At 42.3% G+C, this 25,660-nt stretch carries 24 protein-coding genes and 1 pseudogene; 21 read left to right on the top strand and 4 right to left on the bottom strand.

Going from position 1 to position 25,660, the window contains the following annotated elements; genetic code table 11:
* A pseudogene (locus tag L2764_RS02710) lies at positions 1–198 on the bottom strand (helix-turn-helix domain-containing protein); the annotation flags it as partial.
* A gap of 311 nt (positions 199–509) precedes the next feature.
* The gene (locus L2764_RS02705) at positions 510–983 is read right to left on the bottom strand and encodes a helix-turn-helix domain-containing protein (RefSeq protein ID WP_248938704.1); all 474 of its coding nucleotides are present in this window, start codon (positions 981–983) and stop codon (positions 510–512) included.
* 146 nt (positions 984–1,129) lie between these two features.
* Here L2764_RS02705 and L2764_RS02700 point away from each other — a divergent pair, with 146 nt between their 5' ends.
* The 21 genes from L2764_RS02700 to L2764_RS02605 all read left to right on the top strand — a co-directional run bounded on the left by L2764_RS02700 (position 1,130) and on the right by L2764_RS02605 (position 22,057).
* Positions 1,130–1,378, top strand: coding sequence for a helix-turn-helix domain-containing protein (locus L2764_RS02700; protein ID WP_248938703.1), 249 nt, complete (start codon positions 1,130–1,132; stop codon positions 1,376–1,378).
* Complete coding sequence (locus L2764_RS02695; RefSeq protein WP_248938702.1) at positions 1,375–1,689, top strand: hypothetical protein; 315 nt, start codon at positions 1,375–1,377, stop codon at positions 1,687–1,689. Before L2764_RS02700 ends, L2764_RS02695 begins: the two co-directional genes overlap by 4 nt.
* A gap of 92 nt (positions 1,690–1,781) precedes the next feature.
* Positions 1,782–3,101 (top strand): hypothetical protein, encoded by a 1,320-nt coding sequence (locus L2764_RS28130; protein ID WP_376708369.1) that lies wholly within the window; start codon positions 1,782–1,784, stop codon positions 3,099–3,101.
* Between the two features lie 3 nt (positions 3,102–3,104).
* Positions 3,105–3,857 carry an ATP-binding protein gene (locus L2764_RS02685; protein WP_248938701.1) on the top strand — a complete coding sequence of 251 codons (753 nt, stop codon included), beginning with the start codon at positions 3,105–3,107 and terminating at the stop codon, positions 3,855–3,857.
* Positions 3,854–4,258, top strand: coding sequence for a hypothetical protein (locus L2764_RS02680; protein WP_248938700.1), 405 nt, complete (start codon positions 3,854–3,856; stop codon positions 4,256–4,258). The genes L2764_RS02685 and L2764_RS02680 overlap by 4 nt, the downstream gene beginning before the upstream one ends.
* Positions 4,245–4,799, top strand: a complete 555-nt coding sequence (locus tag L2764_RS02675; RefSeq protein WP_248938699.1) for a hypothetical protein — start codon at positions 4,245–4,247, stop codon at positions 4,797–4,799. The genes L2764_RS02680 and L2764_RS02675 overlap by 14 nt, the downstream gene beginning before the upstream one ends.
* Positions 4,800–5,311: 512 nt before the next feature.
* Complete coding sequence (locus L2764_RS02670; RefSeq protein WP_248938698.1) at positions 5,312–6,811, top strand: type I restriction-modification system subunit M; 1,500 nt, start codon at positions 5,312–5,314, stop codon at positions 6,809–6,811.
* A complete protein-coding gene (locus L2764_RS02665; protein ID WP_248938697.1) occupies positions 6,808–7,692 on the top strand; it encodes a hypothetical protein in 885 nt (294 codons plus the stop codon). Before L2764_RS02670 ends, L2764_RS02665 begins: the two co-directional genes overlap by 4 nt.
* Positions 7,689–9,173 carry a type I restriction-modification system subunit M gene (locus L2764_RS02660; RefSeq protein WP_248938696.1) on the top strand — a complete coding sequence of 495 codons (1,485 nt, stop codon included), beginning with the start codon at positions 7,689–7,691 and terminating at the stop codon, positions 9,171–9,173. Before L2764_RS02665 ends, L2764_RS02660 begins: the two co-directional genes overlap by 4 nt.
* The gene (locus L2764_RS02655; protein ID WP_248938695.1) at positions 9,163–10,356 is read left to right on the top strand and encodes a restriction endonuclease subunit S; all 1,194 of its coding nucleotides are present in this window, start codon (positions 9,163–9,165) and stop codon (positions 10,354–10,356) included. Before L2764_RS02660 ends, L2764_RS02655 begins: the two co-directional genes overlap by 11 nt.
* An 8-nt stretch (positions 10,357–10,364) precedes the next feature.
* Positions 10,365–13,427 carry a type I restriction endonuclease subunit R gene (locus L2764_RS02650; RefSeq protein WP_248938694.1) on the top strand — a complete coding sequence of 1,021 codons (3,063 nt, stop codon included), beginning with the start codon at positions 10,365–10,367 and terminating at the stop codon, positions 13,425–13,427.
* 447 nt (positions 13,428–13,874) lie between these two features.
* Positions 13,875–16,064: a hypothetical protein gene (locus tag L2764_RS02645; RefSeq protein ID WP_248938693.1), complete on the top strand. Its 2,190-nt coding sequence runs from the start codon at positions 13,875–13,877 to the stop codon at positions 16,062–16,064.
* A 1-nt stretch (position 16,065) separates the two neighbouring features.
* On the top strand, positions 16,066–16,347 hold the full coding sequence (locus L2764_RS02640) for a hypothetical protein (RefSeq protein WP_248938692.1): 282 nt from the start codon (positions 16,066–16,068) through the stop codon (positions 16,345–16,347).
* Between the two features lie 262 nt (positions 16,348–16,609).
* Positions 16,610–17,098, top strand: a complete 489-nt coding sequence (locus L2764_RS02635) for a lysozyme (RefSeq protein ID WP_248938691.1) — start codon at positions 16,610–16,612, stop codon at positions 17,096–17,098.
* Complete coding sequence (locus tag L2764_RS02630) at positions 17,082–17,522, top strand: hypothetical protein (RefSeq protein ID WP_248938690.1); 441 nt, start codon at positions 17,082–17,084, stop codon at positions 17,520–17,522. Before L2764_RS02635 ends, L2764_RS02630 begins: the two co-directional genes overlap by 17 nt.
* Positions 17,404–17,667, top strand: coding sequence for an Rz1-like lysis system protein LysC (lysC, locus tag L2764_RS28125; RefSeq protein ID WP_376708368.1), 264 nt, complete (start codon positions 17,404–17,406; stop codon positions 17,665–17,667). Before L2764_RS02630 ends, lysC begins: the two co-directional genes overlap by 119 nt.
* Positions 17,664–17,912, top strand: coding sequence for a holin (locus L2764_RS02625; RefSeq protein WP_248938689.1), 249 nt, complete (start codon positions 17,664–17,666; stop codon positions 17,910–17,912). The genes lysC and L2764_RS02625 overlap by 4 nt, the downstream gene beginning before the upstream one ends.
* A 6-nt stretch (positions 17,913–17,918) precedes the next feature.
* The gene (locus tag L2764_RS02620) at positions 17,919–18,644 is read left to right on the top strand and encodes a hypothetical protein (RefSeq protein ID WP_248938688.1); all 726 of its coding nucleotides are present in this window, start codon (positions 17,919–17,921) and stop codon (positions 18,642–18,644) included.
* Positions 18,641–20,386 carry a terminase large subunit gene (locus L2764_RS02615; protein ID WP_248938687.1) on the top strand — a complete coding sequence of 582 codons (1,746 nt, stop codon included), beginning with the start codon at positions 18,641–18,643 and terminating at the stop codon, positions 20,384–20,386. The genes L2764_RS02620 and L2764_RS02615 overlap by 4 nt, the downstream gene beginning before the upstream one ends.
* Positions 20,386–21,300, top strand: a complete 915-nt coding sequence (locus L2764_RS02610; RefSeq protein ID WP_248938686.1) for an LPD38 domain-containing protein — start codon at positions 20,386–20,388, stop codon at positions 21,298–21,300. The genes L2764_RS02615 and L2764_RS02610 overlap by 1 nt, the downstream gene beginning before the upstream one ends.
* Before the next feature lie 79 nt (positions 21,301–21,379).
* Positions 21,380–22,057, top strand: a complete 678-nt coding sequence (locus tag L2764_RS02605) for a DUF7986 domain-containing protein (protein ID WP_248938685.1) — start codon at positions 21,380–21,382, stop codon at positions 22,055–22,057.
* A gap of 101 nt (positions 22,058–22,158) precedes the next feature.
* Here the strand turns inward: L2764_RS02605 and L2764_RS02600 are convergent, their stop codons facing one another.
* Both L2764_RS02600 and recD2 read right to left on the bottom strand, forming a co-directional pair.
* On the bottom strand, positions 22,159–22,563 hold the full coding sequence (locus L2764_RS02600; RefSeq protein WP_248938684.1) for a hypothetical protein: 405 nt from the start codon (positions 22,561–22,563) through the stop codon (positions 22,159–22,161).
* A gap of 229 nt (positions 22,564–22,792) precedes the next feature.
* Positions 22,793–24,994 (bottom strand): SF1B family DNA helicase RecD2, encoded by a 2,202-nt coding sequence (recD2, locus tag L2764_RS02595; RefSeq protein WP_248938683.1) that lies wholly within the window; start codon positions 24,992–24,994, stop codon positions 22,793–22,795.
* Positions 24,995–25,660 lie beyond the last annotated feature (666 nt).

The following is a 25,660-nucleotide window of genomic DNA, read 5'->3' as shown; positions in this document are numbered from 1 at the left end:
TTCAAACCATTGATCGAACCACAGTGACACCGTAGAGGAGCGTACCAATAATAGCTGTGAAATTTGCTTAATAGTGAAGCCGTGATAACTGCTCAATATTGCATGAGCTCGAACTCTACAGCGATGTTTAGGATGATTCTTGAACGCTTCTTCTAGCGTGGTGAACTCATGAGGTAACAGGGCTCTAACTTGTTTCATTTATAAAAAGTGATAATTCATATATTAATGATAGTTATACAAAAATAATGATAAACAAACAAGTTCAATGATGCGATAAGTACTGAAATTATCACGTTGCTCTAATAGTGAACGAATTTATGGTAATTTAATACTCAGGTACTTAGCTAGATATGATGCAGCTGAAAATAAAAGCTTACCCTTACAATCGTACGACATAATGTTGTGTGATAAAAGGTTACTTGATGTCGCGCGCGAAATCAAAGAGTGTAAGTTAACGTCTGTTGATTGAGGTATTGTTATTTTAATGGAAAAATAAAAGATGGGATATTTTATTTATTTGCTTTTTTTAACTCAATACTCATGAAGTCTTGTACCTTTATAATAGAATTGAATATGCTATTTTTATCATCTGACTCTGATAATATATTGATAGATTTTATTATGTTTTCAGGGTTTATTTTTTCGTAAACCTTAAAGAAAATCATTACTTCTTCTGGCGTTATATCAACGCAGCGTACGAGGAGTTGAAGAGCTTCTGTCAATCGTTGGGCATTTACTTCTTTAATGTTCAAGTGAGTGTTTTCTTGTAGCCCTAATAGAGATGAAAGTTCAACGTCCAATTTTTGAGCTAAATTTATCAAGCCTTGTATGGAGGGTTCACGGCGACCTTGAAAGTAATGACCTACTGCCGCAGGAGTAGATACACCGAATATATCCAATAAATCCAATTTTTGAATACCCTTCTTTTTCATCAGTGTTTCAGCATTTATAGCCCAAGTGGGTTTACTGTTTATCTTGCTCACAACTGTCCAATATTAATCCCTATATGCAACGAATTGTACACGGCACGCCAATTTTGAGCAAGTTTTCAAAATATAGAGGATCACTTCTTGACTTGGTGAATCCATATTGTACACTCAAAATACACAAATCGTACACTTGGTGTGGTATGACATTAAATGACTACTACTACGGTTTATCATTAAAAGGGAAGGTTACATGGTTAAAGCAATCTGCCAAAGCTCTTGATAAATCAGAAAGGACTATTCGGGCTTACATACAGGGAACTAGGAGAATACAAGCTGGCGATGTTACTAAATTTGTGGAGTTAACAGAGCAATGTGTATCAGCCCATAATTTTAGACCTGATATTTTTCCTAAACCTGCAATTAAAACAGATAAAAAGGCGGCTATATGACACAAATACAAGCGGTTGCTGTAGTGCGTGATAAGTATGGATCTTGGTTGCATCCTCAATACCCTGATTGGGATGAAGGAACAAGTAAAGAAGCATTCGATGCTTGGTGTGTTGTTCATGATTTTGAACGAATTGAAATTGTGTCGTTTGGATCTGAAGGTCCTGATGATCTGCAAGAGCGTTGGATGCTTGAAGATGACAGCGTACTTGCTGACTGGCAACCGTCCTGTGATATCCAGGGATCATCTTTACTGTCTATCCATGAAACGGAAGATGATTTAGTGGCGTTGTATGCGATACCCAAGCCGTAGTTCGTAGCCAATAAGAAAGCCTGTGGAGGACGATTCGCTAACAAGCCTATTCGTTTACAGACGAGTTTAAACATTAAATTGGGGTCATTCGCATGAGCAGGGAGCTGACGAAAGCAGGCTGGGTATCTCTTAATCGTGCAATAACAGAACACTGGATTTGGCAAGGTGAGCAATTCACTAAAGGCCAAGCATGGGTGGACTTGATATTGCGCGCCAATTATAAACCACAAACACTGACCATCAAGGGACGGACCTTTGTTGTTCAAATGGGACAACAAGCACGCTCAGAAGTGACCTTAGGTGAGGCTTGGGGCTGGTCGAGAAACAAGGTTAGGCGCTTTATGAAAAAACTGGTTGATGAAGGCATGGTGGAGCAGCAAACGATACAGGTAACTTCAATCATAACTATCTGTAATTATGTTGAATATCAGCGTTCAGCTTTTAGAGACGGCACAGCAAACGAAACAGCACTATTACCTAATGGCAATACACCCGTTATTAGTGATGGAATGGCCGCAAGGGCAGTGGAACAGCAAACAATACAGCAAACGGCACAGCAGAAAGTCACCGCAACTAATTGTAATATAGATATTTTAAACAGCTTAAATCAGAATGGCGATACAGCAAACGAAACACCAAACGATACAGCACTCTTAGCGGAGGCGATACAGCAAACGGAACAGCAAACGATACAGCACTTTTTGTCTTCAACTAATTGTAATCAAGAACCTTTAAGTCAATTCAATTATGAAGGCGATACAGCAAACGATACAGCACTTGAAACAGCACGCCAAAATGACACCAATACTAGACGAAAGTGCGATACAGCACTTTTTGAAAAAACGATACAGCAAACGGAACAGCACAAAATCACTGTAACCGATTGTAATAATGATTATTTAAAGCAGCCTAATGAAGAGGGCTGCACAGCAAACGATACAGCACTCGAAAACAAAACGGAACACAAACAATACATAAAGATTAAAGATCTAAAAGATAAAGATCTAACAGATCTGTCTCTAAGCGAAAATGAAACATCATCGCCAGATCTAAAACAACCTCGAGTACAAAAACCGCAAGCGTTTAAAGATTTCTTTGGGCTCTATCCCGCCCATCGAAAAGGGGGGAAAGATACCAGTGCTTGGAATGCCTGGAAAGCAGAACGGTTAACAGAGCCGGATGCTCAGGAGGCGATTGAATGGCTTAAGCGTTCAGATCAAACCGTTTGGGGGACGCATGCCAATGGCCAATTCTTACTGGGGATCACAAAGTTCATTCGAGAACACATGTGGAAAACGCCAATCCAAGTACCCAAAATCAAACCCCATGATTTATCGATACCCACACACGATGCAGAGCAGCAACACTCGCTGTATGACGACTATGATGATGACTTCAACACGGAGCTTTGAGCCATGCAAAACGCCACAATGATAGTGAATCAAATGCTGGAAAAATTGAATTGTCCTAAACACGTCACGCCTTGCAGTCGAGCGGATATCGATGCATTACAACATCACGATGAAAAGGATTTTGCCGTTAGGCACATGCTACAAATCACCCATGGTTTGAGCAGAGCGTCGGGGATTAACACGCGCTTTTTGGAATGCACATTCGAGAATTACCAAGTTGAGAACCCAGGGCAAAAGCATGCATTGCATATTGCCAAGCGCTATGCGTATTACTTTGAAGAACTCAGACAAGACGGTAGGGGATTTTTATTCACCGGTACGCCAGGAACGGGAAAGAATCATCTTGCCAGTGCTATCGCCAATGAACTCATGAATGAGCTCTACTCCGTCATTTTGTTGAACGTCATGGATCTCATGTCTAAGTTCAGAACCTGTTATCACACCAACGAGAGTGAAGAGCAGGTGATTGCGCGTTTCACCCGACCGGATTTGTTGATCATCGATGAGCTGGGTCTGCAGCGTGGCAGTGTCGATGAAATGCTGTGGTTAACACGGCTGATTGATAAGCGCTTGTATGCCAATAAGCCTACAGGATTCATTACCAATCTGAGCAAAGAGCAATTACACACTCTGTTGGGTGAACGGACTTATGAGCGACTTAGGGAAGCGGCCAGTGTCATGGTCAAATTCAACTGGGAAAGTTACCGGGTAAAAAAACAACTGAAACCGCAACACAGTGAGAGGATCTTCAAATGAGTAATCAGACCATGAGCTTGTATGAGTATCGGGTGTTTCAAGCGGCCAAGACGCACAGCAAAAGAAAAAGCACCTCAAACACTTCACCTGTTGTGGTGGCGCATTACCTAATGGATTTACCCGAGTACGACACTGAGGTCATGTTTCATCCTAAGCGCAAATGGCGCTTCGACTTTGCCTGGCCGCAATGGAAAATAGCATTAGAAGTTCACGGCGGCGTGTTTAAAAACGGTAGGCATACGCGAGGCACAGGCTTTACGGAAGATCGCGTTAAAATGAATTCAGCCCAGTTATTGGGTTGGATTGTCATCGAGGCCACGACGGAGCAAGTCAAGAATGGCTTGATGGTGACTTGGGTTAATGATGCCATTGCACGGAGAACGGCTTATGCATCCGATTAGATTACTCTCTAAATTAGCGCCTAAAGCGATAAACTATCATTCGGCAAGTCAGGGCAGTAGTGTTGATGTTATCGATTGGCAAACAGCGGCTTATGCATTATCAGGATTAGATAAGCCAAGCACCGACTGGGCTTACTATCGCTTTGCAGGCAATGAAGATAAATTGCTAAGCATAGTGCGCTCGTTAACCATGATAGTTACCTTGTTCATTAAAATTCGTAAGTTCAGGGTTAAACCGTCAACGGTTGATGGACTAGTGCGCATGGCGATTATCGAGTTTGTGAAACCTATTTGTAATCACTGCCAGGGGAATGTGTTACTGACGCCAGTGTGCCCAACGTGCTCAGGCTCAGGTCGCAGTATTATCTCCAATAGACAGCGCTGTAAGGTCATTGGGATCGACCATAAAAACTATTCCAATACTCATGATGCCATCATTAATGAACTATTAACACTCATGGCCGATTGGGAGTCGAGAGTGCTTCGCCACGTTAGTCAGAGAATGGGTGATGAGGATGAAGGACAGCAGGAGGTGGGGTAGGCTTATTTTAAGCCTATTTCTAAGTGAAAAACCAAAGGTGAAAAGCGATAGGGTGAAAACAGCAAACGCTCACAGTTTGAGGTGAGCTATCACCACTGATAAATCAACACTTTTATCCATTCAATATTGCGCACTGCGCAGTTATCAATTTGCGCACTGCGCAGTCCTCTAAGCCCCATGTATCCTACAATTCTTACTTTTTACTGCGCACTAGATTGCGCACTATCTCGATTTCAATTGAGTGCGCAATGGTGCTGGTGGCTTGCTTGAGGTTGGGGGAGTGGGCTTTGAATGAGTCAATGGTGGCGAGGTGTATTAGGAAATAATAATATAGCGGCTGAGTGTGATATTTAACAACCATTTGTTTTTAATGTTTTTATAGTGTATAAAACGGGTTAAATCAAATGAAGGTATAAGTTTGGTTTTTATCTTCAGGCAGAGTGCCATTAGAGCAGCAGACTGCTCTGTGAGCTTAGCTCCTTAATATTTTAATTCAGAATATTCCTAATTATATGACCTTAATCACCTTAAAAGACCTTGAAGCGCATCTTTGGCATGCAGCTCACATTATTACGGGGCCTATTGACGCTTCCGATTATAAAACCTATATCTTCCCTATTTTATTTTTTAAGCGTATTTGTGATGTGTACGAGGAAGAGTTCACTGAAGCGATGGAGCAAGTGGGTGATGAAGAGCTGGCAAAAGGCGATATGTTTCACCGTATTCAAATTCCAGTTGAGTGTCACTGGGATGATGTTTTTGCTGAAACCAAAGATATAGGCCAAGCATTAAAAGATTCATTTCGTGGTATTGAGTTAGCAAATCCACAACTACATGGTATTTTTGGTGATGCGAGCTGGACCAATAAAGAACGTCTATCTGATGAATTGCTATTAACTTTGTTGAATCATTTTAACAAAGTTAATCTAGGCGTAGTGAGTGTGCGCAACGATGATATGGGCCGTGCTTACGAATATCTCATCAAACGTTTTGCCGATAAAGCGAACAAAAAAGCGGGAGAGTTCTATACCCCGCGTACCATTGTTCGACTGATGGTGAATATTCTCGATCCTCAAGCTAATGAGAGCGTTTATGATCCTGCATGTGGTACGGGGGGGATGCTGCTTGAAACTATTCATCACGTTAAAGAAAACGGCGGTGATCCGCGTCTGCTAAAGATCAAAGGTCAAGAGAAAAACTTGACTACAGAAGCCATTGCACGCATGAATTTGTTCCTTCATGGCCAAGAAGATTTTGAAATTGTGCGAGGTGATACCTTACGTGATCCTAAGTTCCTTAAAAACGACCATTTAGAGCATTTCGACTGCGTAATCGCTAACCCGCCTTTCAGCTTAAAAGAGTGGGGTCATGATTATTGGACAAGTGATCCATATGGACGAGCAAATTTTGGTTTAGCGCCAAAAACCAATGGTGATTTTGCCTGGGTACAACACATGTTTGCTTCATTGAATGATGAAGGCCGCATGGCAGTAGTGTTACCTCACGGAGTTTTGTTTCGCGGTGCAGCCGAAGGTAAGATACGTAAAAAGTTACTTGAAGAAAACCGTATTGTGGCGGTGATCGGTGTCGCTTCTAATTTGTTCTATGGTACAGGCATTCCTGCTTGTATTCTCGTATTGCGTAAAGTAAGACCAGAAGCACATAAAGATCATGTGTTAATCGTTAATGCCGAAGAAATGTTCACCAAAGGACGCGCTCAGAATACCTTGTCAGAAGCGCAAGCAGATGACATTTACGATATTTATCAGCAGATGCGGACTAAAGGCCCAACAGCCGATGATATCGAAGGTGTCGCGCGCTGGGTGCCACATAGCGAGATTGAAGAGAACGACTTCAACTTGAATATTGCCCGTTATGTGCAAAAACCTCTGGAAGAAGAAACCATTACTGTTGAGGAAACCTTGAAAGATTTCCAGCAAAAATTAGCTGCATTAGAAGTCGCTGAGCAAGAGCTTGAAGTTTTGCTTATCAAAGAGGGCTTTGAAATATGAAATTAGAGAAAGCCTATTCTATAGAGCTAAAGCTAGCGGTTTCGCCTGTCGAAGCTGACTTCAAATATAGTAATGGAAGCATAACATCTAAGTTCAAGTTCGAATGCCCTGATGATAACTGTAATGCAGCGGTAACATGTGCCAATTTAGATAGGCTAAAAGTTAAAAGAAAAGTTGACCCTTACTACAAGGTTGTTGAGGAACATTCTGAAAAATGTCTTATAGGGAAAGATATTTCAGGAGTAAAAAGAGAAAAGGCGATATATACCGATATTTATTCTGAAGCAGATGAATATATCTCTAATGCCGTTAGGCTTAATTTGCGCCCACACAGTACCAAAAGACCAGAAGATGAGAGTGATCCTTTAGAAGGAGATATGGTTATAAAAGGGCGACCAAGGCGCACGAGTGATGAAGAAACGGAAGGAAAGAGAAAGAAGCAAAGCTCCAAAGTTCTATCATCTATGGTTGATTCATTTCTGAATAATGAAAACCTTATCGTTCAGCTGCCTGGAATTGGCTCGATGCCAATTCAAGATTTATTTGTTGAAGTGGACGGACAGAAGGTTGAGAGCCTTGTAGATGAATTTAGGGTTTACTTTGGTAAAGCTTGGTTCAATAAGTATGAAACGGGTTACTCAGTCGTCTTCGAAAATAAATTGAATCATGAGGATCTTGCTGTTCGTCCTTCATTCTTTATTCCTAATAGCTTAATAGCAGAGACGGCCTATAGATTGTTTCAAGAAAAAAAGTTAAATAAGCAAGTAGATAAAAAACCAAAATTAGTGTTTATTGCCAGTGAAACAGGACCTTACTGTAAAGACAAATATATTAACTTCTGGCTTGAAGGCTTTGAATACTTGGAATACCGCCAACAATGAATAAAAATAAGTTAGAAGAGCTACTTTGGGGGGCCGCCGAGTTCCTGCGTGGGCAAATTGATGCGTCCGATTACAAACAGTACGTATTCCCATTATTGTTTTTTAAACGTCTGTCAGATGTTTATCTAGAAGAATTTAACGAAGCATTAGAACTGCACGAAGGTGATGCTGAATACGCCGCTATGTCGATGTTCCACCGTTTTGATATCCCAGAAGAAGCAAGTTGGGAGAAGGTACGTAACACCAGTAAAGATATTGGTGAAGCCATTCAAAATGCCCTGCGATTGATTGAAGCAAAAAACGAGCGTTTGCATGGTGTATTTGGGGATGCCCAGTGGACCAACAAAGAACGCCTACCCGACCACTTGCTGTCTGATCTCATTCAGCACTTCAGTAAAATTCCGTTAGGCATTAAGTCGGTTGCCCAAGATGATTTGGGGGAAGCCTACGAATATCTGATCAAGAAGTTTGCTGATGATTCAGGTCATACGGCTGCCGAGTTCTATACTAACCGCACCGTTGTGCACTTGATGACGCGAATTATGCAGTTAAAGCCGGGTGAGACCGCGTACGATCCAACTTGTGGTACAGGTGGTATGTTGCTCAATGCAGTAATGGATTTACGCTCGCAAGGTGAAGAGTGGAGATCCGTTCATTTACATGGTCAAGAGGTAAACTTACTGACCTCTGCTATTGCACGTATGAACATGTTCTTGCATGATATTGAAGAATTCGATGTTATGCGTGGCGATACCCTAGGCGATCCTAAGTTTATTGAAAATGATCAGCTTAAACAGTTTGATGTTATTTTTGCTAACCCACCGTATTCCATCAAAAAGTGGAACCGTGAAAAGTTTTCCGCAGATCCGTATGGCCGCAACATGTATGGTGTACCGCCACAAGGGTGTGCTGATTATGCGTTTTATACCCATATCATCAAAAGCTTAAAGCCCGATACGGGCCGTGCAGCTATGCTTTGGCCTCATGGGGTGCTGTTTCGTGACTCTGAATTAGCGATCCGCAAGCAGGTGATTGAGTCAGACATCATTGAAGCGGTGATAGGGCTTGGGCCAAATCTGTTCTATAACTCGCCAATGGAATCGTGTGTGGTGGTACTTAACTGCAATAAACCTATTGAGCGGAAGAACAAGATTTTGTTTATCAATGGCGTCGAGCATGTTACGCGAGAGCGTGCCCATAGCCGTTTATCAGATGATGATTTGGTTGTGTTATGTGAGGCTTATTTCAAGCCAGAAAACCAGAGTGATATTACAGCGCTGGTGGACTTGGATATGATCAGCGACAACCAATATAACCTCTCTATTCCGCTTTACGTGAAAGCTACAAACAATGAAGAAGCACATGATATCGAACATGCTATTGAGTCATGGAAAATGAGCCGAGTACAACTTAAGAAACAAACGAATAAACTATTTAATAGCCTCGAGCAGTTAGGTTACGAGGTAAAGAATGATGATTGATAAGCAAACTGTAAAATTCGGTGATATCTGTAAAGAAGTAAAGCTAACGACTAAAGACCCAATTGCTGATGGGTATGAAAGATACATTGGATTGGAGCACTTAGATTCTGGTTCTTTAAAGATAAAGCGCTGGGGGATGATTGCAGATGACTCACCCAGCTTCACGCGCGTTTTCAAGAAAGGGCAGATTCTTTTTGGTAAGCGTCGTCCCTATTTGAAGAAGGCTGCAATTGCAGAGTTCGATGGGATTTGTTCTGGTGACATAATAGTTATGGAGGCTAAGTCCAACTTAACCCATAAAGAATTATTGCCGCATATTATTCAATCTAAAGTAATGTGGAACTGGGCTATACAGAACTCTTCGGGATCATTATCACCTAGAACAAAATTTTTTGTGTTAAAAGAGCTTGAAATTACCTTGCCTGAAAAACAGCAAATGTCTCACTGCCTTGAAGTTATTGATAAAGCTCAAGAATGCTTTGATGGAATAGACCTATTACATGCTGATATTTACAAGATTAAGACGAAGCTTGCTTACGACAGGATGCTAAAAGGCAACTGGTATCGTCAGATATTCATGAAGCCGGATGAGGCAAACATTCCCAAAGGGTGGAGGCTAACTACTATTGGTGATGTTTTGATTGATACTCAATATGGTCTTTCAGAAGCCTTGGAAAAGGCAGGTGAGTATCCTGTTTTGAGAATGATGAATATAACCAATGGGTATGTAGACCCAAACGATATGAAGTACTTATCTTCAGATTACGGAGATGCGGAAAAATATACGCTGAACAAAGGTGATTTAGTTTTCAATCGAACTAATAGTATGGAGTGGGTAGGGAGAACTGGTATTTTTGAGCTTGATGATAAGTATCTTTTTGCATCGTACCTTATTCGATTAGTTGTGGATGAATCGCAAGTTTCCCCCTTTTATCTAAATCAGTATTTAAATCTGCCTCTGGTTCAGTATCGATTAAAGGCATTTGCTACGCCTGGTGTTAGTCAAGCAAACATAAATCCAGGGAGCTTAAAAAGTTTGCCGATTTTACTACCGCCGATAGATGAGATAGCCGACACCGATACTCTATTGAGATTCTTTGATGAAAACATTAAGTCAGTTGTATCGCAGAAGCATGATTCAATGTCAGTTCTTGAAAACCTAAAGTCAGAGTATTTTAGTTAGAGGGTAATATGTTTAACGAACAAACCACCATCGAAAATGGAATGATTGACCGTTTAAAAGGCTTAAGCGGAGTAAAGTGGAATTACTGCCATGGTGGGAGTTTGCCTAAGCAGGCCCACGATATCTTTGTCGATACTTGGCTGAAAGAGGCGCTTTGTTCGTTAAACCCTGATATTGGTAACAATCCCGATCATGCCGATGAAGTAATATACAAACTTCGTGGTCTGATCTTGGAAGCTAAGTACACAGGTTTAGTCAAAGCCAATGAGAATTTTCATGAATGGTTAATGGCAGAAAAAAGCCTACCCTTTGGTGAAAATGGTGATCACATCACCATCAACCTGATTGATTTCAATAACATTGAAAACAACCATTTTGTTGTCGCGCAGCAAGTCCATTTTATTGCTGCAACAGAAGTGTTCTTCGATATCGTTCTTTATGTGAATGGTATTCCGCTGGTGGTAGTGGAAGTGAAATCGGTCACTCGACCAAGTGTGACTTGGCAAGATGGTGCAGCTGATTTTATGGGTGGAGAAAAGCACTACTGGAAGCATGTCGAGCCTTTCTTTGTGCCCAATCTTTTATGTGTTGCGTCAGAAGGGAAAACGTTTGGTTATGGTGCGATTAATGCGCGCGTGAAAGATTGGGGTCCGTGGCATAACACTGAGCAGCGAGATGAAATTCCAGCTAGCCTAGAAACAGTATTGGATAGCTGTAAAGGTTTGTTAAATCCTGAAACCTTGCTGCAACTACTAGCGTCATTCGCGCTGTTTTCAACAGTGAAGACAGGTAAAGACACGCCACCTAAACGCATTAAAATTCTGCCTCGTTACCCGCAATTTGAAGCGGCCAAACAAATAGTCGAGCGAGTGAAAAATGGTTATCCGAAAAAAGGACTTATCTGGCACTTCCAAGGCTCAGGTAAGTCATTGTTGATGCTTTATGCCGCTAGAATGCTGCGTGCGGATAACAAGTTGAATAATCCAACGGTGTTGATTGTGGTGGATCGTCGAGATCTCGATAGCCAAATCAATGAAACCTTTGGCGGGGCAGATGTTAAAAACCTGATTAAAGTGAAAAGCTGTAAAAAGCTTGGTGAACATCTTGCGCAAGATAGCCGTGGTATTTTAATCACCACCGTCTTTAAATTTAAAGATGTTGAAATGGATGATAATAATCTTGATGGATTAAACCGTCGCGATAATATTATTGTGCTGGTGGATGAGGCCCATCGCACTCAAGAAGGCTCTTTAGGGGATAAAATGCGTTGGGCGTTACCCAATGCGCATTTTTATGGTTTAACGGGGACGCCAATTTCAAACCTTGATCGTAATACCTTTAAGCTCTTTGGTGCCGATGAGGATGAAGGCCGTTACATGAACCGCTACAGTTATAAGCAATCCATACGAGACAAAGCCACCAATGCGGTGAAATTTGAACCTCGCTTGGCTGAACTGCGGGTTGATCGTGCCGCCATAAATGAAGCCTTTGAAGCAATGGCAGAAGAAAATGGCTTGAGTGATGAAGAGAAAATGGCATTGTCAAAACGAGCTGGCAAGCTTGCTATTATGCTTAAAGCCCCGAAACGAATGGCGGCGGTGAGTGACGATATCGCCAAGCATTTTGTTAGTCACGTAAAGCCGAAACAGATGAAAGGCATGGTGGTTGTTTATGACCGGGATGCCTGTATTCAAATGTATTACTTGCTTGGTGAAAAGTTAGGCTTTGAGACTGTAGAAGTAGTCATGAATCTTGAGCAAGCACCGATAGTGATCACAGAAGGTGATAAAAAAGGCAAGATGAATAAGGATTGGCGTAAGTGGAAGCAAGATCTTGAACTGCCTATTAGAGAAGAAGACTTCGAACGTTGGCAAGAGATTGATGCCAGTGATGAGAAACAAAAAGATCTTATTGAAGATTATAAAGATTCGAAGCAGTCGCTTCAGTTACTCATAGTGACAGCTAAACTACTGACAGGTTTTGATGCACCTATCTGTTATTGCATGTATCTTGATAAACCATTACGTGATCATACTTTACTTCAGGCAATGTGCCGCACCAATCGTTTGTATGAAACGGATGATATTAATAAACAAATGGGCCTTATCATTGATTATCTCGGGGTGTTTGAAAACTTGCGTACAGCACTTGCTTACGATCCTGAAGAGATTGACGGTGTGGTAGAAGGCATTGAAGCATTCAAAGAGTTACTGCCCTCACAATTGGATAAGTGCTTAAGCTTCTTCCCTAATGTTGATAGAAACCTAGAGGGTTTTGAAGGCATCATGGCTGCACAAGCTTGTTTACCCACCAATGAAAAGCGAGATGAGTTTGCTGCGGCTTTTGGTGTATTAGCTAAGCTATGGTCTGCAATTAATCCTGATGTATTCCTTACGCCTTTTCGAGCTGATTATAAGTGGCTGGTGCAGATTTACGAATCAGTTCGTCCAGTCGGTCATACTGGTGCCCTTGTGTGGGCGGCATTAGGTCCAGAAATCATTAAAATGATCCATGAACATACGGATATCAATCGGATCCGCAATGATATTGATGAGCTAGTTATGGACGAACATGCGATCTTCACCTTGACGGAAAAAGAGCAAGAACAGCGTGCAAGCCAATTAGAAATTGATTTAATGGGGCGCTTAAGAGGCAGTGGTAACCCTCAATTCGTCGCACTGGGTGAGCGACTAGAAAAACTCCGGCAAGATTATGAAGCCGGGGTGATCAAAGCGATTGATTGGTTGAAAGGGCTGCTTGATACTGCAAAAGAGACAGTCCAAGCGGAGCGTGAAACGGGCGAATCTCCAGTAACCAAAGAAGATAATAGACAAGCCTTAACGGAATTATTCTTGGAAACACGACCAGAAAGTACGCCAAAACTAATTGGTGATGTGGTTGAGCAGATAGATAAGATTGTAAAAGCCAAACGTTTTAAAGGCTGGCAAACATCTAACAGTGGCCCACGAGAGATCCAAAAAGCGCTACTTCTAACGCTGGCACAGTTTGGTTTAGGAAAAGATAAAGACTTGTTTGCGAAGGCATATAGTTATATTGAAGGGCATTATTGATATGATTTAACCAGCGAAAGCACTCGAGGTCTGCATCTTAGATCCCAAGAGTAACCCGCACTTGCTAACGCCTGAATATTAACTACAGTTTAGTGTTCAGGCGTTTCATAGGCGCTTGAACAATCCCATGATAGTCATATCAGCCCTTGCAGCTTACTGTTTAGAAAGCTGATAGCAGGCAAGGGCATTTTTAATGTTTGCTTAGTGCTTCGTTTATACTTACCGTTTTTATTAGCACGCTTTATTAGCAATCCCTTCTGCTCATTCCGCTTACTTTTCAATAAATGTCGATGGAATTACCTTTCATTTTCAACTGATTGTGATAGTCTGTTTCGTTAAATCAGCGCGGCTGAAAGGAATATAGTTAGTGCCTGGCTATCGTGAAACGTAGCGATTGCACTATGTCTATCTATATCATGTGGGTAATGAGCGTCTAAGGGAAGCGGTATGTCAGGGAAGGTAGTGCAACTCCATCAATTGATGGAGCATGAAGCGTTAAGCATTGAAACGGATTTTACTCATCTAAAAGATAATGATTTTAAATCCTATGTCGTCACTGGCGAGTCCTTATCGAGTCTTAAAACCGCGCTGACTCGCGGTGAAAAACTCTTACTGGCCGACAAACCCACAAAGCCTATGTTCATCATGGGCTTCGATGATGTGGAGCAAAGCGAGGAAGATAGACTCAAAGTTTTGATCCACGGCCTCAAAAGAATGCAAGTCAGGCGAGTGAATCCTGCAGTTAACAATGATTATCCAAAGGATGTCATTAAAGCCATCGATAGCCGTTTAGGCACAGCAAGTGGTGGGCTGAATATTGGTGGCATGATGTATGACAACCCATCAAAAGATACTCTGCATCCTCCAGCGGAAATGCCAGAACGCGTACCAGAAAAAGTCATTAATGAGCCAGTATCAGAGCCGCCTAAATCGAATATAGCGCCCACCTTTGGCATGGCGCCTAATCGGCTTATTTTTAAATTGGTGTATGACGATAAAGAGCAAACCAAAGCGGCCAACGTGCCTTATACCGTCATCATGGAAGATGGTAAAAATACCCAAATCACGGGCACGCTCGATAAGTCAGGCAAAGCGGAAGTCCAGCCCGATACTAACCACGCCGCTTATATTTTGTTTGGCGATGAAGCGTTGGTGGCTGAGGCGCAAAAGTCACTTGATAACGCTTATTCCAAGCTCGATAACGCCATTAATAACAAAGCCAAACAAAGCGCTCAACATGCCTTTGATACGCTGAATAAGCAAGAAAAGGTACCCGTCACCCAAGCCTTTGCCGATGCCGTTAATCACAAACTGGATGAGCTTAATCAACAAAGCCAGGCCTTTAATAATCAATCTTTTTTAAGTCAATCCTGGGACATGGCCAAAGCCACCCAATCCGGTGCCACCAGTGGCGTGACCGAATACTTACCTGACTTAGGTGATTTTGGCGAGCTGCTCGATGCGGCAGACATTAACGTCACCATGCTGATAGAGGCCATTGTGACAGGTGATGTCGATGCACTGGAGGATAAATTCCAAGCTTGGAAAGAGCGCGGCAAACAAGGCATGTGGGAAGCATGCGACACCATGGAAATGCTCATTCTATTGCTGAGTGACAGCCAAGGGCGTGAGCTGATTGCCAGTTTACCAGCACGCATGTTGGCGGCGTTGCCGCGTGACAAAGTGGTTGAAATGAGTGCTTACCATGCCACGCAATTAGGCATGGATATCGCAGTAGTGAGTGGTGGTACCGCTTTAGGTGCGTTTGCTGGGGGTGTCGGCGCCCCGATTGCTGGTGCATCGCTCTTGCTTGCGGCGAATGGTCGTAAAGCGGGTAAGGTGCTAGAAGAAACCGTTGAAGTACTCGGGGAGATGAAAGATGCTCTTAAAGTGGTACGTAATAACAACACCAAAAAACAGCTGTATAAAAAAGATCACTCCATCCCTAATGATCAACAGGATCTCAATACCCGCACCTTTGTGACGCCTTTGAAAGAAAAGGCAGCTTCTAAAGATAAAGAAGCTAACAATGATTTTACTTCTGAAAATCAATCATTCCGTGAAAAAATATCTAACTTATCGGAATCGGATAAATTGTTGATTGATGACGTTGCAACTTTCAATACTCTAGGGATAAGTAATGCTGATGCACATAAATATGTAACTCAATCTTCAGACGGCCAACTTATGATAGAGACGTTACGTAAGTCAGATCCTTCGGCCAGTGATGCTATTTTAACAAGTCGAGCCATAGATCTAGTAAGATCTGGTAATTCTTTGCCTGAAGCGATGATAATAGATAGCCCATTGATAAAGCTTGTTCCATCTGGTGGTGAGTTATCCGGCTACTCTCCATTCTTTACGACTCAGAATGAATTAAACGCAGCAGTTAAAAGTGGACGTTCATTTACTGACTATTTTGGATTGCCAGCCACTAATGATTCTGATAGATATGGTGTTTTTGAAATAAAACCACACACTAAAGCCACAGTATTCTCTTCTAATGTTGCTCCTACGACTGAATTAGGGGGGGTATTTAAAACGAATGCAGGTGGATTACAAATTATTACGCCACAGCGATCTGAGTTTACCGATCCTGTGTTTGTTGAAGTAGTAAATAACAATAAAGGTTATTAATATGAATAAAGTATCTGAACGTAACTTAAAACAGTTAGCAGAAAATCTAGAATTAATGTTGATTAAATATTCATCAGTGGATGATGCAGCAAAGGCACTATTAAGAGCACTTTCTGATCTAATCCAATCGGCTAAAAATGGAAGTTTGAAAAATAATGTTGAAAATGTTCCTGGTAGAATGAGTTTTACTGAAAGGGGACTATCACAATACAGGGATTTAGAGGAAGCCTATGCTTTATTCAAACTAGAGGTTACATTAGGGGATTTTTCTGACTTATATTGAGTTCTTCTTATATTTTTCCTGAATAAGACTTAGGCATCGATGATGCCTTGGTTCTTCTTTTAATTTCCATTTCAGGGCCGCGATTTATTAGCTACTTGCAAACACCCCATTTTTAAGCCATTATTTCTACATTGATATTTTTATATCTAGAGTCCGCCTCATTTTATGACGCGGATTTTTTTGTTTTTAGCTTATAGACACAAGCCTTAAGGCCTCGACATTGATTTGTCGGGGCTTTTTGCGTTTAGGGAGTCAAGCAATCATGAAAATCGGCCAACGCTTATTGATGTTCGGCTTCGCCTCTGCGGTGGCAGCGGGTGGCACTTTGATTGCCCAGCATGAAGGGCAAGTGCTGAGTACGTATGTTGATCCCGTGGGCATACTCACAAGCTGTTATGGCCACACAGGGAAAGACGTGTCAGCAGAGCAAGAGTTCTCAGAGCAAGAATGTTTGGAGCAGCTAGCAACCGACTTAAGCCAATTCAATTACAAGCTTATGGCGCTGACTCATCCGGTGACACTCACCGATGGTGAGCATGGGGCTTATCTGAGTTTTATCTATAACGTCGGCGAGTATGCGTTTAGAGACTCCACCTTGCGTAAAAAACTCCATGCAGGTGATAAACGGGGGGCATGCGATGAGCTATTGCGCTGGGTCTATGCCGGAGGTCGCAAGCTTAACGGCTTGATTAATCGCCGCACCTCAGAGAGGCAACTTTGTGTAAGGGATCTCAATGTTCAGTCTATTTAAAAGCAAGGCGGTGATTGTTGGGCTTGTCCTGGCAAGTGTGTTTGCCTTTGCGGTGTTGCGCCAATTACAGCTTGAGACCGCAGAGGCAAAACTTGAGGTGTTCAGGGGACAACAAGCGGCTCTGAACTTGGACTTAGACCGACTTAGGCAAACGGTGAGTGAGCAAGAAGATGAGCGCGTTAAATGGGTTAACGAGCGGGATTTGATTGCCGCCATCAATGCACAATATGAGCGTGAACAGGTTCAAATCAGTGCGCAGCTACAGGCTAAATATCGTGAATTGAATGAACTAATGGAGAAGAGCCATGAGATACAAAATTGGGGTGATATTCCTGTGCCTAATGATGTTATTGAGTTGCTCAAGCGTCCCGCCTGTGCGAACCGTGACCGTAACGAAAACAGAATATGTGTTGCCGCCCAGTAACATGCTAGTGCCGTGTTCAGTGCCTGAATATCAGGTTGAAACAAATGCGGACTTAGCCGAATACAGCTTGATATTAATCGCCAACCTTGCTTCATGTGAGGCAAGCTGGCAGCGCTTAAACCATTGGGTAGAGAGTAAACGATGAGCACGATTCAAGAATCTTTATTGCAAAAAATATCCTCAACAGCGAGCTATGGTGCATCGGTATCGACAGCCGCAGGCGGTGTACTCACTGAAAACGATTGGGTGTTGATCTCCGGTATCGGTTTAGCGGTCCTAACGTGTGTCATCAATTGGGGCTATCGCGCGGCGCAAAATCGGCGTGATAAAGAGCGTCATGAGTTGCAAACCAAATTACTTCAACAACAAATTGATGAGTATAAGAGGTGATGAATAATGTCGGGGAAGTGGACGACATTACAAGCAGAGTTCTTAAAAGCGCATGAGAAGACTGGAATAACAGCGAAAGAGTGGTGTGAGCAGCGTCAATTAAATTATTCAACCGCACGTCGCTATATTAAGCCGTTATCTACCAATGCACATAAGTTATCGACCAGCCCGGTGGCGAAGGCGAAGCAAGTCACCGTCGCTAATCGTAAGCAGAATAACCGTTTCGGCATTCAGAATAACTTACTGCATGGCGGTTACTCTAAGTATTTTAAGGATCCAGAACTCAATCAATTGGTTGAAGCCACGACACTGGAAGATGAGCTGTCCTTATGCCGTTCTCGTATTCACCTCATTATTAAAACCATAGAGCAGATCCAGGCGCAACTTGATAATAAGCCATCCACTGAGATTGCTTCCAGTTTGTTTGAGTCACTGTTTCAAGCTGAAACGGCCCTGGATAAGAACATTGCCCGGGTAGAGTCGATCACCAAAACCTTATCTAGCATTGAGATTGACCAGCTTAATCAGAAAAAAATCATAGCCGATACCAAGAAAAGTATTGTGATGAGCAAGTCTATTGTTTCGAACCGTCTCAAGAGTGAAGTGCAGACTGAGTTAGCCAGAATACAAGTCAAAGTGGCGGAGCGTGAAGCGGGTGGTACCAATAAGCTGGACGATTTGATTGATGAAATGGCCGCCGCGAACACGACCGATGTGGTGGTTAAGCCATGAACAGCCATATAAAACCGATGACGGCTAAGTTTGGAGAAGAGACTTGGCTGACGGAGGATGAGCGCTTTAACTTGGATGAGGCGGCATTGCTTAAGCGTTGTGCACCTTATTTGAGTTGTTGGTGGTGGCGGATCAACAACCTCTATATTGTGGCCGATGAGTACGGTAAATCAGTGATGTTTCGGTGTCGCCCCGCGCAAGTGTCATTTTTCTGTGTGATGTGGTTTTTAAATATCATTTTAAAAGCCAGGCAGTTGGGCTTTAGCACCGCGATTCAGATATTTATTTTAGACCATGCTCTGTTTAACAACGACAGACAGTGCGGCGTGATTGCACAAGGCTTGAGTGAAGCTACCGCGATTTTTGCATCAAAAATATTGTATCCCTATGTCCGGTTACCCAGTTGGTTAAAAACAGGGCGCAGAGCGGTGACAAGTAAGACCTCTACGGCGATTTACTTTGCTAACGACAGTTATGTGCGTATTGCGGTTTCATTTCGTTCAGGCACCTTGCAAGTGCTGCATGTATCGGAGTTCGGCAAAATTTGTGCGCAATATCCGCTCAGAGGCGATGAAGTCAAATCCGGCTCACTCAATGCGGTCCATAAAGGCTCATTACTCTTTATTGAATCGACAGCAGAAGGTGCGGCGGGGCATTTCTTTGATATGTCGATCATTGCAATGGAAGTGCTCGATAGTGGTGTTGAACTGACCTTTCAAGATTATAAGTTTCACTTTTACCCATGGTGGTTAGATCTTAAATATACCTTACCCGCTCCCAGTAAAGGCTTACGGTTAACGAAGGGACAGAGTAAGTATTTTGAGTCCGTCGAAGCGTGTATGCATATCACGTTGACCGATGAACAAAAGGTCTGGTATATCGCCAAAGACCGCAATCAAGAAGGCAAGATGAAGCAAGAGTTTCCTTCTACGCCCATGGAAGCCTTCTTAACCTCCGGGCGCAAAGTGTTTGATGGCGACGATTTAATGCGGGCAGAAGGGCGCTGCTTAAAGCCGTTGATTGTGTATGACATCAATCCTAATACGGGTCACAAGAAAAAAGTGACTAACAAAGTCGATTTATCCTCTAAAGCCACCGACAAACTCGCCCTGGCAACATCGGGTTATTTGTTGGTGTGGGAACTGCCGGATCCCGATGAGGATTATGCTATTGGCGGGGATGTAGCCGAAGGGTTGGAGCATGGCGATAGAAGTTCGCTCGATGTTGTGGCTAAGTCAGATGGTCGTCAGGTCGCTCATTGGTTCGGGCATTTAGACCCCAAACGCTTTGCCAAGCTACTTGCCCATGTTGGCCGTGAGTATAACCTCGCCTACATCGGACCGGAGCGTAACAATCATGGCCATGCCACCTTGCAAGAGCTGGTGGATATTTATCCCGTGAGCCGTATTTATCATGAAGAACATATTGATCGCGAAGATGTTGATGAAGAGACATTGAAAGTGGGTTGGCATACCAGCGCCCAGTCTAAACCCCTGCTAACGTCCGGCTTAGATGACTTGCTCGTTAATGATGTTGATGGCATTCGATGGCGTGGTACCGTCGCTGAACTCAATATTTTTGTATATGACAAGAAAGGCCGCATGGGCGCGCAAACAGGTGGCTTTGATGATCAAGCCATGAGTTACATGATTGCCCAAGAAATGAGAGCCAGAATGCCCAAGAGACGAATTATTGATGATAAGAATGCTCCCCAAAACAACAATCATTGGATGGCGAGATAATGGATTACGTTAAAAAGACCGCTGAAGGCTTTACGCTAACGCAATTATCTAACGTGATGGGGGCAATCGATGCCCAGCCCGAATGGCGGGGGCCTTCGTCTATTGCCTGTGCGTATTATGATGGCGATCAACTGATGGCGAGTAACTTAGTCTTGTCAGCCGCGAGCGTGTTTTCCCCCATTGGCGTGCAAAGTTCTGATGATGCATTAAATGGCTTCATTAAAACCGTGACACCGACAGTGGCGAAACCGCTTATCGAGCTGGGTTTGAATGAAAACTTCTTTGGTGGGGCCATTTATTCTGAACAAAAAGGCTATGCGGCGAAAAAGTCGGATGCTTATTTGGGCAGTGATAGAACCTGGGGGTGGACGAACAATTTAATGCGATGGCTCTCTGAGCAAACAGGCGGCTCTCCGTTTCGCTCTGGCGGCATTGATATTGCACCGCAATCGGTTGAGCATATGCTTAAGTTTATGGGTGGTGGAGTATTACAGTTTGCTCTTCGTTTGCAATCTTTGGGGGCGAATGTCAAAAGCGGTGAGACGGTTGAGCGTAATGATCTGCCTTTTGTCAGACGCTTTTATAAACAGTTATATCACAAGGCATCGATTGGTGAGTTTTATACCGCAAAAGACGTGTTAGCGGGCTACAAAGCAGACTTGAAGCTGTTATCCGGTCAGGATAGATCTGACTTTATCGCTAAGTATAAAAATGAGCTAACGCTGCAGGCCTATGCGTCAGGCGTTGAAAAAGCCTTACAGCAATTGAACAAGAAGAAGCGGGCGGTAGAAGCTAGTCAGTTTTCAAAGGCTGAGAAGAAAAGTAAAATAGAACTTATCGAGAATAAAAAGGTCGAATTGAGCCTGCGGTTTTCTAAAAAACGACTGGCTTTAGGGTTAGTTAGTTTGAATTGATTTGTTTTAGAATAGAAAAAAGTTAAGCTATCTAAGCCCTTCCAGGCTGACTGTTAGCTGTAGGGTGACATCAATTAATATGAGAAATTTACAAATGTCCTGTGATGATTCAATTTTCAAACAATATGAAAAATATAGACAAGTCGGTATGGAATTGAATAATAAGTTTCTAGAAGAGCTTGATTCTAATGATATGAAGATCGCTTTGAGAGCTTTAGGGGTGTTGAAAAATAACAAGGTGTCTCTGTCTGCTGATGACGATATGGATAGATGTTATGATTTTATGGTCCATGATTATAAGAATAAACATGGACAAAATTTAGTGAGTGCATACTGGGATAAAAATAGGGATGTATCTCAAGAAGACAGTTTAATCATAAAGTCTTGTTTATCATCAACAAGTTCACTTTATGAGGTGATCAGTGTAAATTGTACAGAAAAAACGATTGAACTTCATGACTTGATGCATCCTGATAGAGATAATATTCATATAGTCGATTTTGGATTGAGCTCTAGTCAAATGATTAAAAACTTTATTTTGTATTCACGGATCATTGAATTCAATGATTTTAATATGACTTCAGGTTCAGCACTAGTATTTGATCAATGTCATAAAGATATACTATTAGCGAAATATAAAAAGAAAATGAACACAGTCATGATAGGTGACAACCAGACTAAATTAGCCGCTGCATTTTTTAAGTTGTATCAACAGTACGGTTACACACAAATGGGATATAAAGAGGTAATAGATTGAATATGTTGAATGAATTTAAAGTGAAATTGACTTAAGAAAGCGACATTTCATTGCAGAGAGCATATGAAGCGACTTTTATACTTCATTTGCTCTTATTATGTTCACATAATGATTAACGTTGGATATCGTTGACGCATTAATTGCCAGAAGCCCCCACTCGAATCCATAACCACAACAGCGGTCCAATTATTTGGGATAGACTCAAAAACAGCATTTACTATTTTTTCTCCTCCCCCTTTTATTGAAGATGTAAGTGAAAAAAATTGAATGACTTTAGAGGAAGCATCTACAAGTAATTCAACACCAACAATATCCTTCATACCGAGCTGTGTAACAGGCTGTTTTTTTCCATTATCACTGAGATAATTGGACGCTAGAATTTTTCCATTGTAGATTTTCACATAATTAAGCTCGTCCAGAGATGCCAGATTGATAGATAAGTCATCAAATATTTCAGGAACTGTTCCTGCATTTCTTGCTCTGGATATTTTTTCTTTGCATTCCATAAGTTATCACTATGTTGCTCTGTAGAGCAGCCTTTGACTTGGTTGGTATGTACACAAGTATAAACATGAATTAAAGATGTGACTATTTTCCTAACAATTCTGTAATTTTGGCTTATTTAGTTCATTCAGCAACCTAAGAATTAAACTGTACCTATATGTCAGGATAGTTCTGGCGGAGCATTTAGGAAACTGCTTATTTTGTTTTGAGTCTCAAGAGTGATAACTCACATTAAGCATGTTTTTTTAGCCTGCTTTGAAGGTTGGTTAAACGTTTTTTGGAGGTCACGGTTCTTGCCGCCATGGTCACTGCCTTGTGTTGCCCTAAAAGCACCACAAGCTGCTTACCACGTGTGACGCCTGTATAGAGCAGGTTTCTCTCTAACAACATGTAATGTTGCATCGCCATGGGGATCACCACACAAGGGTATTCTGAACCCTGACTTTTATGAATGGATATAGCGTAAGCTAGTGAAACTTCATCCAGTTCATTAAAGGCATACAGTACCTCACGGCCATCAAATTCAATGAATAATTCATTGTCTTCAATATCCACACTGGTGACTCGACCAATATCACCGTTAAACACTTCTTTGTCATAGTTATTGACGGTTTGAATGACTTTATCCCCTGGGGCATAAGTCCAGCCAAAACGGGTCACTTTGGGATGGGCATTGGGATTCAGGGCTTCTTGCAGTGCAATATTTAAACTACGCGCCCCTAAGCCTCCTCGATTCATTGGGGCTAACACTTGAATATCATTAACTGGATCTAAACCAAATTTTTGCGGGAGTCGTTGCGTCACTACCATCATGAGTTTGTGGAAAAGCTCTTCTGGCTCATCACCTTGGATATAGAAAAAGTCAGTTTCCGCGCCTTTGGGGGTCTCCTTGGGGGCTTTGCCTTTATTAATATCATGAGCACCGGTAATGATTTGCGATGTGGCCGCTTGACGGAATATCTCGGTTAACCTTGCTACGGGGATTTGCTCAGAACTTATTAAATCTCTTAGCACAGAGCCTGGTCCAACAGAGGGTAATTGATCGATATCACCGACTAATATGACGGCACATTCGTCTGGAACAGCACGAAGTAATTGATTCATCAACACCACATCCACCATTGAGCTTTCATCGACAATTAATAGATCGGCTTCTAATGGGTTTTCGGCATTGTGTTTAAAATCAAATTCACTAGGATCAAATTCAAGCAGTCGATGGATGGTAATGGCAGATTCGCCTGTTGATTCAGCCAGTCGTTTAGCCGCTCGTCCGGTTGGTGCACAGAGTAAGACTTTGGCATTTTTCGCTTTAATAATTTTCAGTATACTATTAACGGTCGTGGTCTTTCCGACACCAGGGCCACCCGTTACAATACAAAACTTATGTTTGATGGCTTGCTCTACAGCAACTTTTTGTGACTGAGATAAACTCATTTCGTTCTTTTTTTCGACCCACTGAATGGCCTTGTTAATGGGGATTTGAGCCCAAGCACTTTGACCTCTCAATAAGCGCATCACATGATTTGAAACACCTAATTCGGCGCGATAAAGGGGGGCTAAAAAAAGACACGGTATATCATTTATCACTTCAGGTGTGAGTCGTTGTTCATTGACTTCACACGAAATGGCTTGTTTGATGGTGTCTTCAGGGATTTCGAGAAGTTTAACCGCATCGGCTATCAGAGAATCATGGGGTTGAGCACAATGGCCTTGGCCTGATGTTTCCTGTAACACATGGCGTACTCCCGCTTGTGCCCGAATGAGTGACTCACGGTCAATCCCTAATTGTTGAGCGAGTTCGTCAGCGGTTTTAAAGCCTATACCGTGTATATCTAGCGCTAGTCGATAAGGGTTTTCGGACACCTTAGCCACCGATTTATCACCGTAGGTTTTATAAATGCGGACTGCTCTGGCGGTACCGACACCATGAGATTGAAGAAAGACCATGATTTCGCGGATGACTTTCTGTTCAGACCAAGCTGAAGTGATTTTTTCACGCCGTTTTTTACCAATGCCGTCAAGTTCTAATAAACGACTCGGATCTTGTTCAATAATGTCAAAAACATCTTCACCAAAGGCTTTGACTAAGCGTTTGGCAAAATGAGGACCAATGCCTTTTACCATCCCCGAACCGAGATACTTTTCAATGCCTTCAATCGTATTGGGCGTGACAGTCTTAATCTGTTTGACCTGAAATTGTACTCCGTGACGATGATCGTTAAACCAAACGCCCGCCGCATCCACAAATTCACCTGGTGTGATAGAGGGGGCACTGCCCGTCATTGTCACTAAATCCAGTTGCCCTTTACATTTGACGCGGATCACGAAGAAACCACTTTCTTCACTGTGGAAGGTTACGCGCTCAACAGAACCCTGTAGATGAACCATAGGTTGATGGTCGGCGTGTCTTGGTTGAGTATTGGTCAATGACATAGGTTTGTTTTACTTATTAAAAGTGGGGTAGCAAAGGCACAATGCTAACCCCTATGTATTGTATTGCAGTGTTTCTATCACTTAATCCATCATGATAGCAAGTCATTAAGTGGAATTGACGTTTAAACGGTGTGTTTCTGGGCTGTAAAATTACGCATTGTACAGTCCTTTATGTTCATACATCCTAGGATTTGTTCTGCTGGAACACTTAGGAAACTCTAGGACTAAAATGGTCTAAATTTGGTCTAGTGAAAAGCCAAAACAGACCGATTTAGACCACTTTTGTTAATTTTTAAAAAGTATAAACATAATGTTATCAGTTGTTTATGGGTTTAACATTCCCACGTGGAGGGTTCGAATCCCTCCCTCACCGCCATATTTTGAGAAAGCGACCTTTAAGGTCGCTTTTTTGCTTTCAAATGAAAGCGAATACATTTTCTATGAAATTCCTATCTCCACGTGTCACCTTGTTGAGTTTACTCTGTTGTTAATCATGATCTTATTAGTATTTATCGCTTGCAGCGGGCTAAGGTCGTGGATTCCCATCCACACTGGGATTAGGAGGACTGCTCGTCCTTATCCTCCTAATAACCTCCATAACGCCCGACGGAGTAGAAGCACTTCAATTTTCGATGAACAAAAATAGTTACCGCCTCATATTTGCCG

Origin of the sequence: Shewanella surugensis (assembly GCF_023284005.1) — a bacterium.
GTDB lineage: Bacteria > Pseudomonadota > Gammaproteobacteria > Enterobacterales > Shewanellaceae > Shewanella > Shewanella surugensis.
This window is presented reverse-complemented; position numbering and strand designations above follow the sequence as displayed.